The following is a 13,243-nucleotide window of genomic DNA, read 5'->3' as shown; positions in this document are numbered from 1 at the left end:
GGTTAAATGATTGAACGACTGGCAAAATACCGTTGGCAATATGTAATGATCCTCCCTGGTGCGATCCTGCTGCTTCTCTTCAGCTACATTCCGATGGTGGGCATCCAGGTGGCATTCAAGGATTTTCACATCGGCAGCACGATGTGGAGTAGTGAATGGGTTGGTATGGAAAACTTCTCATTCTTGCAAGATGAACAGTTCTGGATTGTGGTGAAGAATACAATTTACATCGCGATTCTCAAGTTTGTGTTTGGATTTCCAGCTCCTATTATTTTGGCATTGCTCATCAATGAGGTGAAAAACAACAAATACAAGCGGTTTGTCCAATCCGTTAGTTATCTTCCGCATTTCTTTTCGTGGATCGTGGTGGCTTACATTCTGCAATCCCTGCTGACGTTGGACGGCGGATTGGTCAATCAGTTGATAGAGAAGCTCGGGGGAGATTCAATCTTTTTCTTGGGATCCACGGAGTGGTTCCGGCCCATGATCGTAGTGAGCGGTTTATGGAAGGAGATTGGCTGGAATACGATCTTGTATCTGGCGGCAATTACAACGATTGACCCGCAGCTCTATGAAGCCGCTAGGGTGGAAGGAGCAGGACGGCTCGCACAAATTCGCAACATAACCCTGCCGGGTATCATGCCGACCATCTCCATCGTGTTGATTCTCAGTATGCCTGGACTGATTGCAGTAGGCATGGATCAAATCTATCCTCTGATGAATCCGGCCAATCAGCCAGTCGCGGATGTGCTAGACACATATATTTTACGCAACGGCTTGCAGCAAGGTTATTTTGGAATGGCCACTGCAGTGGGTCTCCTTTCTTCGGTCATCAGTCTGGTGTTGGTACTGTGCACCAATCAGATGGCGCGAAAGTTCAACGGAGAGGGGCTTTGGTAATATGAGAACTTCTATGAGGGAACGGGTGGGCCAGACAATTATTGTGTTTCTATTGGCCCTTCTCTGTATCTCGGTAATCTATCCATTCACGTATATGCTCGCCGTTTCCTTGAACGTTGGCAGCGATGCGGCAAAGGGTGGTGTCTATCTGTGGCCTAGAGAGTTTACTTTGTACAATTACGAGGTTGTGCTTGGGAATTCGGTTATTCAACATGCCTACTTAATTACGATATCCCGTACAATCGTAGGCACTTTTGTCGGCTTACTCATCACACTTCTTGCGGCTTATGGCTTGTCCTACCGGCAGCTTCCTTTCAGGAAATCCCTCCTGGGATACGTGCTGATTACGATGCTGTTTAGTGGGGGATTAATCCCTTTGTATATCCAGCTTAATCACTTGTCATTATTAAACTCATTCTGGGTGTATATCATTCCGTCCGCGTTCTCGGCGTGGAATATGTTTGTGATGATGAAATTCATCCAGGGGATTCCGGAAGCACTGATCGAATCGGCTGAGATGGATGGTGCCAATCCTGTCCGCATTCTCTTCGTTATTATTATGCCGCTTTCGAAACCCATGCTTGCAGCCATTGGCCTTTTTACTGCAGTGGCGCACTGGAATGACTGGTTTTCTGGCGCATTTTATGTTTCAGATCAGAATCTGATTCCGGTTCAAACGTTTTTGCAACAATTGCTGTCTGCCCAGGATATCTCGACTGTCCTCGGGTCCAACAATAATCAGGAAGCGCTTGCCCGGGGCACCATGCTCTCTAACGTTACACTGATGTCCATCAAAATGGCGACAGTTATGGTAAGCGCGCTTCCGATCCTGTGTGTGTACCCATTCCTGCAAAAGTATTTTGTAAAAGGTGTGCTTATCGGCTCAGTAAAAGGATAACCCAATGAAAAATGAAAAATGAAGCAACAGAATGGGTTTTCTAATCCTATACAATTTCAAAATAACCGAGGGGGACGTATGTGATGAGTTTACGTCAACAAAAGGGAAGAAAACTGGCGCTATTATCCTTGGCTCTACTGATGTTTGGGATAACGGCATGCTCAAGCAGCAGCACAGAGAGTGGCAGCAGTTATGCAAATTCATTTAAGCTATGGCTGGGCTGGAATGCAACAATTAATAACCAAAGTATGGTCCAAATGTATTGGAAAGAAAAGGAGCCGGGCATAGACGTTCGGCTGGAGGCTACGCAGGGCGATGTAATGACAGAGCTGAACCTGAAATTGAATACCGGTGGCTTTGATGATGCAGCTCTGTTCTCACGTAGTGATGTCGTGACCACTGCGATGACGCGTTCGGGCAGCGTTCTTCCGCTGGAACAATACTTCGATATGCCGGATAAATATCCCGGGTTGGCTTCCATTCCGAAAATCTATCTCGATCAAATGAAAGCTTCGGACGGACATATCTATTCCATTCCGACATGGTTTGATCAAAATCCCGATGATCCTTGGCCCGGTTGGGCTTCCTACGGCTGGTTTGTCCGTACAGATGTACTGGAGAAAACCGGCATGACGATGGATGATTTGAAATCGTTGGAAGGTATAGAGAAATATTTGAGATTGTCTGCTGAGCAGAAGGATGAAAACGGGAAACCATTGATTCCTCTTAGTTTTCTGTCTGACGCAAGCGATGAAAATGTCATCCTGAGTACATTTGGCGTTACGGTCAGCACAGCGGGCGGCGTCATTCCAGTAGAGAAGCAAGGCAATGATTATCAGTTTATCTATGACAATCCACAATATAAAGCGGCTTACCAATGGATGAACCACATGTTCCGGGAAGGGCTTCTGGATCACGAAGCGATTACAGACAAGAAGGAGCGTTACAAAGAGAAAAACAAATCTGGACGTGTAGCCATGAATGCAGGTGGGTTCTTTAATATGGACGCCCAGTTATGGGAGGTTCTCGATGGGCCAACCGATCCGGCATGGTACTATGATGTCATTCCCTATCCGAAAGTGGATGGCGTGAGTGAGATTGGCGCTAATCAGATTATCAATCCTTATCCTGCCAATGACGTTTTTATCAATAAAAATACTAAAAATCTCGATTCCATTCTTGCTTTCTTCGATTACACACTACAGCCAAAGCCCGAACAGCAGCAGGTCGTGAATGAAGGTCCGCCAGGAGTGTTCTGGGATTGGGTGGATAAACCGTTAGGAAAATGGGTGTACACGGACGAGAAATATAAAGCTTTGCATGACTCTGGAGATCAAGCGAAGAAGGCAAGCACGACGCCAGAGCTTTACGCGGCTTCTTCCTATAGTAACGACTGGTATCCATGGTGGAATTATGGGGTTACTGAACCGAAAGGAAGATTCAAAACGATCGAATTCACCGAAAAGATTGGCAAAATGGGTGGGACCCGGGTTGCTGAAAACTACGATATGGTGAAAGCCAAACCGGGTGGCTTATGGGAGAAGTATTTGCCTGAACTCGATAATGTGCGAAAAGAGTACAAAGCCAAGCTGATTATGGCTAAGGATGACTCACAATTTGAACAGGCTTGGAATGATTTCCAGGCTGCACTGGAAAAACGAGCACATTGGAGTGAGCTCAAACAGGAATGGCATGAGGAGCTTTAAGGCAAGCAGTAATTAGGAGACGGGGACTGTCGAACGTGGCAGTTCCCTTTTCGTATAAAAAAGTATACAATATCACAAATGCTATCCTACAGAACAAAAGTGTCTGAAGTGGCTCCATATTTCCAGGCGTTATCTAATAAATAGGTGCAATGTATGCATTTCGGTGCTAGACTACCAGTAAGAATCATTGTAAAGAAGGAGAGGAAAAGGATGATTAAACATTTAGGTCGCATTAATGAATTGGCGAAAAAAGAGCGTGAAGAAGGCTTAACCAATGCGGAACGAGTTGAACAACAAGTATTACGAGAAGATTATTTACGGGAAATTCGTGGGCAAGTTCTAAACACTTTTTCAGTGCTTACCATACTTGATCCAGATGGAAATGATGTAACACCGGACAAAGTACGAAACGAAAAGGGAATCAGTTTGTAAGGAAAATAAAGGTTGTTGGAAGAACGAAAAGCCTCCGAGTATTCATTGACAGAAATGGTGTGGATAAATACACTTGCTTTGTAGTTGATTTCGTAGGATGCTTTTTATACACTTTATAAATATTCATTATAAAGGTATTGTATAAAGTGTGTTTTATTATTAATCTTAGCAGTTTGATTGATTTCATGTATCGAAGTATCTATAACAGGAGTTGATAACATGACTGAAAAAGAACGAATTTTTGATGGGATCTTATTTAGCCCCGGCCATCCTGACCTTAAGGCGATTAAGCTGCGCTCTCACAATCTTAGCAGTCAATACAGTCGTACTTTTGAGGATCAGACGGAGGAGCGCGAAGCATTACTCATGCAGATTCTGGGTCGAAAAGGAGAGCGTTGTTTTATACAAGGTCCCATTTTCTTTCATTATGGCGTTCACACAGAAATCGGCAACCATTTTTTTGCGAACTACAATTTGACCGTTCAGGATGATGCTAAGGTTACTATTGGTGATCATGTCAGCTTTGGACCTAATGTGACCATTGTTACACCGGTTCACCCTTTCATAGCTTCAGAACGTCGACAAATGCTCGACCAAAACGGGGAACCCAAGTCGCTCTGTTATGCTAAACCTGTCACCATCGGAAATGATGTTTGGATTTCGGCTAACGTCACCGTATGCGGCGGTGTTACCATCGGTGACGGATGTGTCATTGGTGCAGGAAGCGTAGTGACCCAAGATATCCCTGAGGGTTCTTTTGCAGCGGGTGTACCCTGCAGAGTCATTCGTCCCATCACAGAATCGGACAGCATGCGTTATAAACCGGAAGTCCTGGCTGATTGCAGCGTAATTGAATAAAAAGTGCTTAATGGTTTGTTTTTAGTTGGAAAAAGCAGTTCGTATGATGTGTCACACTATCTTGGATATAAAATTTTCCCATTAAAAGTCGCTAATATAGCGGCTTTTTTGTTTTAACATTGTAAGTTCTTGTTTCATTCCAGGATAAGTCCTTGTAACGATTAACGATTCGGAGTATTCACTCAGTGACAGGGTATAGAAATATGTGGTAAAATGTGACTATGGAGAATTGATTTGAGTAACCTAATTCAATGGAGTTGATATAAGATGGAGGACAAACAATTTAAGATTGGTCTATCTAAGAAAGACGGTCAGCTCGGCTTCGTTTTTACCCGTGGAGGGCCGCGTGAGGGTGCAGGAAGAAAGGGTATCGGCGTGACAAAGAAGGTTTCCTTAACTCTAACTGAAGAGATTTGGGAAGAAGTTGATCGTGAGTGTCAAGATCTAGAGATCTCTCGGTCTTCCTTTTTAAGGAATTTGATTGAGGCCTATTATGACGCTAATAAAAAAGGCAGGTGAATAAGTTGTTAGTACACTTATCAAGAGATTTATTAGCTAAGTCTATTCAGCATGTCTTTAAGGCTTTATCGAATAATAATCAGGGAGTCTTGTCCGGGTTGTACATATATGCAGGAAGCAAAGAGGTCGTTTTTAGCGGTAGTAATGCCAGTCTAACGGTTCAGCATAGGGCTTGTATTACTGATAATAACAAGATTCATATTGTTAAGGAGGGGAGCATTGTCTGCCCAGCCAAGTATCTATATGAAATCATTCGTAAATTGAATGATGGAAATGTGGTCTTGGAGGTGAACGAGCAACTTTTACTAAGTATTACTTCTGGGAACACACGTGTTTGCCTGAGCGGAATGTCGCCTATTGACTCCCCATTTATTCCTACAACATATCATCAATACACAGGTAAAAGCATAGATGTATCGTCCAGCTTATTAAAGTCTTTGATCAAACAGGTAGTCGTGGCAGTTTCAACATCTGAGGCGAAACCGATTTTGACGGGAGTATCGCTGGAGGTTCAAGGAAATCAGCTTACTATGGTCGCTACAGACGGGGTTATTAGAATGGCCTCACGGTCAATCTGTATTGAGAACAGAAGAGAATTTTTCGGAAGTGCTGTAATTCCTGGTGTTAACTTAATGGAGATCGTCAAACTGTTGGACGATGAAGGCGACGGAATGGTAACCATACAACTAAGCCATCATGAGATCAGGTTTATAGCGCAAAATCAGATTATTGAATCGGTGTTAATCGAAGGTTTATACCCATCAACCAGAAATCTTGTTCCAACTACTTATGTCTCCGAGATTATCTTGAATGTCAAATCATTTAGGCAAGTAATTGACCGCGTATTTGTGTTGGCTGATCATCATTTAATTACAATACATGTTTCAGAGAAGAGGATGGAGCTTATATCAAGTACGTCTGAGATTGGTGATGTAAGAGATGAGCTTCTTTTGGAAGATAAGAACGGAGAAAATTTTATTATTACGATTAATGCGAAGTATCTTCTAAGTACGTTACGGTGTATTGAATCAGATAGCATACGAATACGGTATGCTGGTAAAAAAAGTCCCCTTGTTTTGCTTCCAGCTTTGGACAATAGCACATGGCTGTTCTTGTTGAACCCTGTTATGACAAGGATAAACGATAGATTTTAAAATGTTATTTAAGTGATCACGCAAAGACCGTGATTCCTAGGGAATTACACTAGATTGGAACGTATTAGAAGAAGATGAATTGAAGTATGCAGAAGAAGGGGAAAATAATCAATGCAGCTGGGGTCTTGGGACCGCTATTCATAATCTAGAAAACGCCCAATTTTTTGAAAAAGATTGGGCGTTCTTATTTGAATTTATAAGTAACTAATATCGGAAGATTAAGCCTGTTCATAGTGCTCTATAGTACACTCTGTCACCGTGCATGTTGTTTTCTAATGCACTAGATTCTCTAAATCTGGCTGCAATTTGTTACGAAGAATATACAGCATGATAGCTCCAACAAGAAACGCGACGACATCCGCAATGACAAGTGACCATACAACCCCGTGGAAGCCGTTAAGCCGGTTGGCGATATAGAGTACAGGAATCAGCGTAATTCCTTGAATGACTGACATAACAAACGCGGCGGTTCCTTGCGCTGTTGCTTGGAAGATCCCCACAAATAACGAAGTCATTCCTGTAATGAACAAGGATAGGAACGTCACATGCAGAATGTAGCTACCCATTTCAATTAATTGAGGGTCATTCGTAAATAAACCAATTAAGTGGTCGGAAATCAAATAGACGACAACGCCGAACACAACAGCTAACGCCAAAATCGCTTTGATCGTAAATCCAATGGTATGTTTCATACGTAATTTATTCGCTGTAAAAGAGAAGGCAATCAACGGCACAACCCCCTCGCATAAGCCCATCAGTATAAACTCAGGAAATTGCAACAAACGTGATGAAATTCCGTACCCCGCTACGGCCTGATCTCCATACTCGACAAGAAAATGGTTCAAAATGAGCGACATTGCACCCAAGAAGATACTCATGATAAAGACGGGAACACCGATTTTGAACACATTACTCATAATTTCCTTGGAAGCCTTGAACCATTTTACGGAGACAGTCAAGAATTGGCTTTTATATCCCATATGGAATGCGTAAAAAACACTGGCAACCAAGTTGGAAATGACTGTTGCAGAAGCAACGCCGATTACACCCCAATGGAAGATAAAGATGACGATCGCATCAATAATAATATTTACAACCACACTGAGAATCATACCGATCATGGATGTGATTGCTGCACCCTCCGAGCGCACGATATTCTCCAGCGTGAAGAATAATATGACGAATGGTGAACCGATAAGCATAATCGTGACATAGTCTTTTGTAAATCCAAAGGATTCAGGCGTTGCACCCAGACTATGAACAATGGGGTTGATCAGCGGGAGGCCGACGGCCATTACAATAAGACCAAGAACTAAACTGCTATAAAAGGCGAATGAAGAAACATGTTTTAGATCCTCATATCTTTTTTCTCCTAACAAACGGGAGATGAATGTACCGCTGCCCATACCAATCAAGTTGCCGAGCGCCATAATCACGGCGAATAACGGCAAGGTTAGCGCGAGTGCGGTTAACATGGCAGTATTGCCTAATGTACCAAGGAAATAGGCGTTCAGGATAGAATAAATGACACTCATCGACGTACCTAACATCATCGGTACAGCGAAGTGAGCTACGGCTTTTGCAATCGGTGCTTTTTCAAAATAATGGAGGTTTTCTGCATCCATGTGGAGTCACTACTTTCTTTGTTTATTTTTTGAAATGATTTGGAATGCGAATGATATTCCAATTTCCAATCTAACAGTGTTAGTTTGTGCCTTACAGTGTTAGATGGTATCATGAACTTATGAACCTGTAAAGCATAATCTTACACTGTTAGATAAAAGGGCGGATACGGATGAAAAAACAACAGCCTCAGATTTCGGAGGATAAGATTTTGGAAGCCTCTTGGGAGCTTCTTGGAGATGAAGGTATTGAGAAATTCAGTATGAGGCGATTGGCTGATCGGCTGGGTATTCAGGCTCCTTCTCTGTACTGGTACTTTAAGAGCAAGCAGCATCTCTACCAGCATCTGGCCAACCAGATATCGAAAATGATCCTGAACGAATTCCAATCCGATGGGGACTGGAAGGTGCAAATGGAGGGACTTGCGATATCGATACGGAGTGTACTCCGCCGTTATCCCTGCTCCACGCAGCTTATGATGCAGACGCTGCCCCATGAGCCGGACATGATTCGCTTCACCAACCGTATGCTGCTCTGCATGGAATCGACGCCACTTGAGCAAGAGCAGAAATTGCAAGCCGTTCTTACGCTTGTGAACTATGTTTTCTTCTTCGTTCTGGATAATTATGAGCATCAGCGCACGGTCTCCGTCATGATTAAGAATCAGGGAGAGCTTCCGGGCGTGGAGATGATCCAGCTACTCGACTCCATGAGCGAGACGGAAGCAGGACTGTTCCGGAGAATGCACAAGGGCGGGTTGTTTGAGATGATGGGGAGCGATGGAGCGTTTGAGTTCGGCTTGAAGCTGATTTTGTCGGGAATTGAACAGGTGATTAAGGAACAAGGGAATTAGAATGTAAACAAAACCGTACATCCGGAAATCGGATGTGCGGTTTTTGATACGGCATATTGTTAATGTTATCTTGCACCGTTGCTGTCAAAATCGACTTGATGATGCGGGACTGCTCAGCAACAATCCTTTTGAGGAAAATCGTTTATAAACATATTCTTTTGAATTATTATTAATTAGGATCTATAGAGAAAGAACAGAAGGAATTTTTACATGAATTTGGCTGAAATCGGTTACAGAAATATATTGAATGCAACACATATAAGGAGGACAGCTAGCGTACATGAGTTTATATCTGGAAATCCCTGAACTTGACAAACGGCTCCCATTTCGAAGCTTTATTCATACAGGGGATGTGCTCTGTTATCCTCACTGGCATAAGGAAATTGAAATTATTTATGTTACCCAGGGAAGCCTGGATTTGGGATTGAATGACAAGGTAATCCGTCTGAAGCAGGGGGAAGTCCAATTCATTAATGGCGGTGACGTCCACTTTTTTTTGTCATCCCCTGATAGTGAGCGAATTGTTATTCAATTTGACTTGAGTCTGTTCCAAGACGTATCCACACTAATTTACGATGATCGGTCGCTTCGTGACATTTTTACTCAAATAGAGCAATCCAGCAGGAACTGGCCTCGTGAAACGGCAACCAAGCTTCTTCCTCTTCTGCAAGACATAAGCACAGAAGATTACGAGCGCAAAGAAGGTTATGCATATATGATCAAGGCCAAACTTTATGAAATGTTGACTTTTATTCTAAGAGAAGTACCAAGGGGGAGTGAGAAACATCGACCCCAAATCTCGGAAAATATCCTGATTCCGACCAAAGAAATGCTATTTAAGCTGGAACGAATTTTTGAATATGTAGAAAGCCATTACCAAGAATCAATTATACTAAAAGACGTAGCCGACTATATAGGGTTCAGTCCTTATTATTTCACTAAGTTTTTCAAGAAAAATACAGGTATGACCTTTGTAACATTTCTAAATGAATATCGACTTAATAAAGCGAAATGGATTTTGCTCAATGAAAATTATTCGATTACCGAAATAGCAGAGCAAGCCGGATTCAATAGCGTTAAGACGTTTCATCACTTCTTCAAGGAAGCGACGGGCACATCGCCTTTAAAGTATCGCATGACAATATCCGGGAATAAAACAGCAAGAAAATAGGAAGATAGTCTTTTATGAGACTTGTATGATAAGGGTATTAAATTAAGTTGAGGTGCTATACATCTTGCATACATCAAGGTCGCAGCCACTCATCTTTTTTACATAAAGTTTGCTGTGAGAGTTCTATCATATTGGCATATTCCAAAAAGGAAGGACGATGAAGATGAATAACCGAATTTATAATATAGCAATTGTTGGCTTTGGGGGGATGGGCAGTTATCATTGCCAGTTAATTGAGCCTGTATCACAGATTTCCGTCATCGGGGTATACGATACGGTTGAATATCGGATGGAATTGGGAAAGGAAGCCGGCTATAAAACATACGCAAGTCTGGATGCTGTTCTGACAGATGAGCTGGTGGATATCGTTTTAATTGCTACACCTAATGATGTTCACAAAGAAATAGCCATTCAAGCTCTGCAGGCGGGTAAACATGTCATTTGCGAAAAACCGGTTACAATAACCAGCAAGGATTTTAATGATATCGTCAAGGTAGCGAACGAGGAGAGCCGTGTATTTACAGTCCATCAAAATCGCCGCTGGGATGAAGATTTCCTGACGGCCAAGGACATCATCGATAAAAAGACTTTGGGCGAGCTCTTCCATTTGGAATCCCGAGTTCAAGGAGCCAACGGCATTCCTGGCGACTGGCGCCAGCTGAAAGATTACGGTGGAGGTATGCTGCTGGATTGGGGCGTGCATTTGCTGGACCAATTGCTGCAGATTACAGATAGCCAAATTGAAAGTGTGACCGCTAATTTAAGTTATATTTTGGGAACCGAAGTGGATGATGGTTTTACGAGTTATATAACGTTTAAAGATGGCCTTACGGCACTTATTGAAGTGGGAACAACCAATTACGTGAAGTTACCGAGATGGTATCTCAAAGGAACGGAAGGTACAGCAGTGATTAGGGACTGGGATTTAAGTGGAGAGATTATCACTCGGAATCCGGATGTTGCTCATATAGAGCCGAAACCGATCCAAGCGGGGCAGGGATTGACCAAAACGATGGCACCGCCGTCCGAACTGTCTACACTAAAGTTTGCGATTGAAAAGCCGGAATTGAAGGAGCAAAGCTTCTATGAAAATTTCGTCTCTGTACTCGAAGGGAAATCTGAGATTGCAATTAAGAATGATGAAGTTCACAGAGTGCTTGTACTGATTGAGACTATTTTTGAGGCAGCCGAGACCAAAAGTGTGATCCATAGAAGTATTTAACATACTTTCAGTTGCTGTATATATTATTGATGCTTTAAAACGTGTAAGCCGTCATCATGACGGCCTTTTGTCTGTCTACATTTTCCGGTAAGTTTAATTGTTGTCAAAAGAAGCTCCGCTCTATGATGAATCCCAATCGCATTTTAATTGTCAAAGTCGCTATTTTAGCGGCTTTTTATTATTTTATCGTACAAATCCATATCCGTCCTTGAGAGCAAGAGGTTGGTCGGTCATCCGTTAGAAAATTATCTAAATTTAAAATTTACAACAAAATGTGACCAAATGCCGTCCTTGAGAGTGTTAGAGATATAAAGGAGGGCAGAACAACCATGCAGCGATCAATGCCCCAACGGGGAGATCATATGATGAAAGTCTATGAAACTTACGCGGATACGCTGTTCCGGATCGCGATGGTGCATCTTGGCAGGCGAGAGGACGCGGAGGAAGCCACTCAGGATACCTTCATCAAGTTAATGGAAAAAGCCCCTACGTTCAACGATGCAGAACATCAGAAAGCATGGTTGATCCGGGTCATCACCAATCATTGTAAATCCTTATTAGGCAAAGGCTGGCGCAAACGGGAGGTCAAGCTGGAGGGAGCAGATTCCCTTACGACAGACAACCCCGAAGATCAGGCACTGATTGAACTCGTGCTGTCACTGCCCGTCAAGTATAGATCGGTGGTTCATTTGTACTATTACGAAGATTATCCGATCCGGGAAATCGGCGAGATCCTGCAGATCAGCGAGTCTGCGGTGAAGATGCGATTGAAGCGGGGAAGACAGCTGTTAAAACTGGAGCTGGAAGGAGCAGAACCCCAATGAACGAGGAACAATTTAAACGTAACTATAAGAAAGCGGTGGACCATATGAGAACAAACGACCAAATGAAAAAACGGATAGAAGAAACATTGAACACACAACGCCATGAACAAAAGCACCAGCGAAAAACGCTATATATTGCAGCAAGCGTCGTCATCGCTGCCAGTGTTGGACTTGCGGCGCCAAGCATATGGCAGCAAGTGAATGGACCGACTGCGCCAGCGACGCAGGTGGCACAGGTCACTCCGGGCGCGTCATTCGACCCGGTGGTGATTCCGAAGACAGAGCTGCCGGATTCCAAGGATGGCGTGAAGGCCGATATGCTTCAACTGGTGGTTTATCAGGGCAACGTCTATACACAGTCTGCTACATCGCTTGACGGTACGGATGCTCTTGCTCTGCGAGGCGAGAAGCTGGGTACTACGACTGGCGGCATTCATGAGCTGAGTGGAAAGGATGAGTACAGAGAACTTGCCTCCAACATAGGAGAAGCGGACATCTATGCGGTCAATGGCTACGACACGAATTTCCGCATCATGTCTTACACCGAGATCGATGGTCAGGGGCATGCCCAACTGTTTGACCAGAGCAACGGCATCACTATCGGCAGCGGCGAAGACCTGATCGGCAAGCTTCACCTCGAGGGCAACGTCGCTTCGGCGCAGTGGGAGACCTTCGCCAGCTGGAACAATGGCTTGCAGCAGCTGCAGCCGCTCGCAGCAGACAAAGCGCTGAACAGCTTTATCTCAGCGCTATACGCTGCCAAACCGGTAGCAACAAGCCCTGAACTGGAAGAGCGTCTTTACGGGCAGGAAGATCGCAAGATCATCTACCTGACGCTCGAAGATAAGACGCAGGTCCAATTAGTCCTATTTGGGGAAGGTCTGGTGCGTTATGGCAATGTACCGGTATTCTTCGAAATCAAGAAAGCTGCCTTCCAAGCGTTCTGGAACAACTTGGGTGAGTAATAATCATGGGGTTTGACTCAACAAATCCAATAAAGCAACTCCACCAATCGGATTTTTTTGACTGATGAAATTTCTAATGATAATTGAAATATTTAAATTCCGATTTCGATTAATATTA

Annotated in this window: 13 protein-coding genes; 12 read left to right on the top strand and 1 reads right to left on the bottom strand. The window is 43.5% G+C overall.

Translation table 11 applies throughout. The annotated features are described in order from the left end of the window. Positions 1-6: 6 nt before the first annotated feature. From BMY78_RS13900 to dnaN, 7 genes are all read left to right on the top strand, one after another. Positions 7-900: an ABC transporter permease gene (locus BMY78_RS13900; protein WP_090899533.1), complete on the top strand. Its 894-nt coding sequence runs from the start codon at positions 7-9 to the stop codon at positions 898-900. A gap of 1 nt (position 901) precedes the next feature. Further along, positions 902-1,798, top strand: coding sequence for a carbohydrate ABC transporter permease (locus tag BMY78_RS13895; protein WP_090899530.1), 897 nt, complete (start codon positions 902-904; stop codon positions 1,796-1,798). An 83-nt stretch (positions 1,799-1,881) separates the two neighbouring features. Further along, positions 1,882-3,504, top strand: a complete 1,623-nt coding sequence (locus BMY78_RS13890) for a type 2 periplasmic-binding domain-containing protein (protein WP_090899528.1) — start codon at positions 1,882-1,884, stop codon at positions 3,502-3,504. Between the two features lie 210 nt (positions 3,505-3,714). Further along, positions 3,715-3,936: a DUF896 domain-containing protein gene (locus tag BMY78_RS13885; RefSeq protein WP_076289250.1), complete on the top strand. Its 222-nt coding sequence runs from the start codon at positions 3,715-3,717 to the stop codon at positions 3,934-3,936. Between the two features lie 219 nt (positions 3,937-4,155). Continuing rightward, a complete protein-coding gene (locus BMY78_RS13880; RefSeq protein ID WP_090899525.1) occupies positions 4,156-4,794 on the top strand; it encodes a sugar O-acetyltransferase in 639 nt (212 codons plus the stop codon). Between the two features lie 267 nt (positions 4,795-5,061). Next, positions 5,062-5,313 carry a ribbon-helix-helix domain-containing protein gene (locus tag BMY78_RS13875; protein ID WP_090899521.1) on the top strand — a complete coding sequence of 84 codons (252 nt, stop codon included), beginning with the start codon at positions 5,062-5,064 and terminating at the stop codon, positions 5,311-5,313. 5 nt (positions 5,314-5,318) lie between these two features. Further along, the gene (gene dnaN / locus BMY78_RS13870) at positions 5,319-6,467 is read left to right on the top strand and encodes a DNA polymerase III subunit beta (RefSeq protein ID WP_177185738.1); all 1,149 of its coding nucleotides are present in this window, start codon (positions 5,319-5,321) and stop codon (positions 6,465-6,467) included. 272 nt (positions 6,468-6,739) lie between these two features. Here the strand turns inward: dnaN and BMY78_RS13865 are convergent, their stop codons facing one another. After that, a complete protein-coding gene (locus tag BMY78_RS13865; RefSeq protein ID WP_090899514.1) occupies positions 6,740-8,092 on the bottom strand; it encodes an MATE family efflux transporter in 1,353 nt (450 codons plus the stop codon). A 170-nt stretch (positions 8,093-8,262) separates the two neighbouring features. Between BMY78_RS13865 and BMY78_RS13860 the strand changes: the two genes are divergently transcribed. The 5 genes from BMY78_RS13860 to BMY78_RS13840 all read left to right on the top strand — a co-directional run bounded on the left by BMY78_RS13860 (position 8,263) and on the right by BMY78_RS13840 (position 13,125). Further along, positions 8,263-8,943, top strand: coding sequence for a TetR/AcrR family transcriptional regulator (locus BMY78_RS13860; RefSeq protein ID WP_090899511.1), 681 nt, complete (start codon positions 8,263-8,265; stop codon positions 8,941-8,943). Positions 8,944-9,223: 280 nt separating this feature from the next. Then, complete coding sequence (locus BMY78_RS13855; RefSeq protein WP_090899508.1) at positions 9,224-10,114, top strand: AraC family transcriptional regulator; 891 nt, start codon at positions 9,224-9,226, stop codon at positions 10,112-10,114. A gap of 157 nt (positions 10,115-10,271) precedes the next feature. Beyond that, entirely contained in the window at positions 10,272-11,336 is a 1,065-nt protein-coding gene (locus BMY78_RS13850) for a Gfo/Idh/MocA family protein (RefSeq protein ID WP_090899505.1), read from the top strand. A 329-nt stretch (positions 11,337-11,665) separates the two neighbouring features. Beyond that, positions 11,666-12,160: an RNA polymerase sigma factor gene (locus BMY78_RS13845; protein ID WP_090899501.1), complete on the top strand. Its 495-nt coding sequence runs from the start codon at positions 11,666-11,668 to the stop codon at positions 12,158-12,160. Beyond that, entirely contained in the window at positions 12,157-13,125 is a 969-nt protein-coding gene (locus tag BMY78_RS13840; protein WP_090899498.1) for a hypothetical protein, read from the top strand. The genes BMY78_RS13845 and BMY78_RS13840 overlap by 4 nt, the downstream gene beginning before the upstream one ends. Positions 13,126-13,243: the final 118 nt, after the last annotated feature.

Origin of the sequence: Paenibacillus sp. OK076, assembly GCF_900110055.1 — a bacterium.
Classification (GTDB): domain Bacteria; phylum Bacillota; class Bacilli; order Paenibacillales; family Paenibacillaceae; genus Paenibacillus.
The sequence above is the reverse complement of the archived record's forward strand: the minus strand, read 5'-3'. Positions and strand labels throughout refer to the sequence as shown.

Coding starts and splice junctions, on each gene's coding strand:
- BMY78_RS13885 (WP_076289250.1), top strand. CDS start 3,715: ATGATTAAACATTTAGGTCGCATTAATGAATTGGCGAAAAAAGAGCGT.
- BMY78_RS13865 (WP_090899514.1), bottom strand. CDS start 8,092: ATGGATGCAGAAAACCTCCATTATTTTGAAAAAGCACCGATTGCAAAA.
- BMY78_RS13840 (WP_090899498.1), top strand. CDS start 12,157: ATGAACGAGGAACAATTTAAACGTAACTATAAGAAAGCGGTGGACCAT.
- BMY78_RS13900 (WP_090899533.1), top strand. CDS start 7: ATGATTGAACGACTGGCAAAATACCGTTGGCAATATGTAATGATCCTC.
- BMY78_RS13895 (WP_090899530.1), top strand. CDS start 902: ATGAGAACTTCTATGAGGGAACGGGTGGGCCAGACAATTATTGTGTTT.
- BMY78_RS13850 (WP_090899505.1), top strand. CDS start 10,272: ATGAAGATGAATAACCGAATTTATAATATAGCAATTGTTGGCTTTGGG.
- BMY78_RS13855 (WP_090899508.1), top strand. CDS start 9,224: ATGAGTTTATATCTGGAAATCCCTGAACTTGACAAACGGCTCCCATTT.
- BMY78_RS13860 (WP_090899511.1), top strand. CDS start 8,263: ATGAAAAAACAACAGCCTCAGATTTCGGAGGATAAGATTTTGGAAGCC.
- BMY78_RS13880 (WP_090899525.1), top strand. CDS start 4,156: ATGACTGAAAAAGAACGAATTTTTGATGGGATCTTATTTAGCCCCGGC.
- BMY78_RS13875 (WP_090899521.1), top strand. CDS start 5,062: ATGGAGGACAAACAATTTAAGATTGGTCTATCTAAGAAAGACGGTCAG.
- BMY78_RS13845 (WP_090899501.1), top strand. CDS start 11,666: ATGCAGCGATCAATGCCCCAACGGGGAGATCATATGATGAAAGTCTAT.
- BMY78_RS13890 (WP_090899528.1), top strand. CDS start 1,882: ATGAGTTTACGTCAACAAAAGGGAAGAAAACTGGCGCTATTATCCTTG.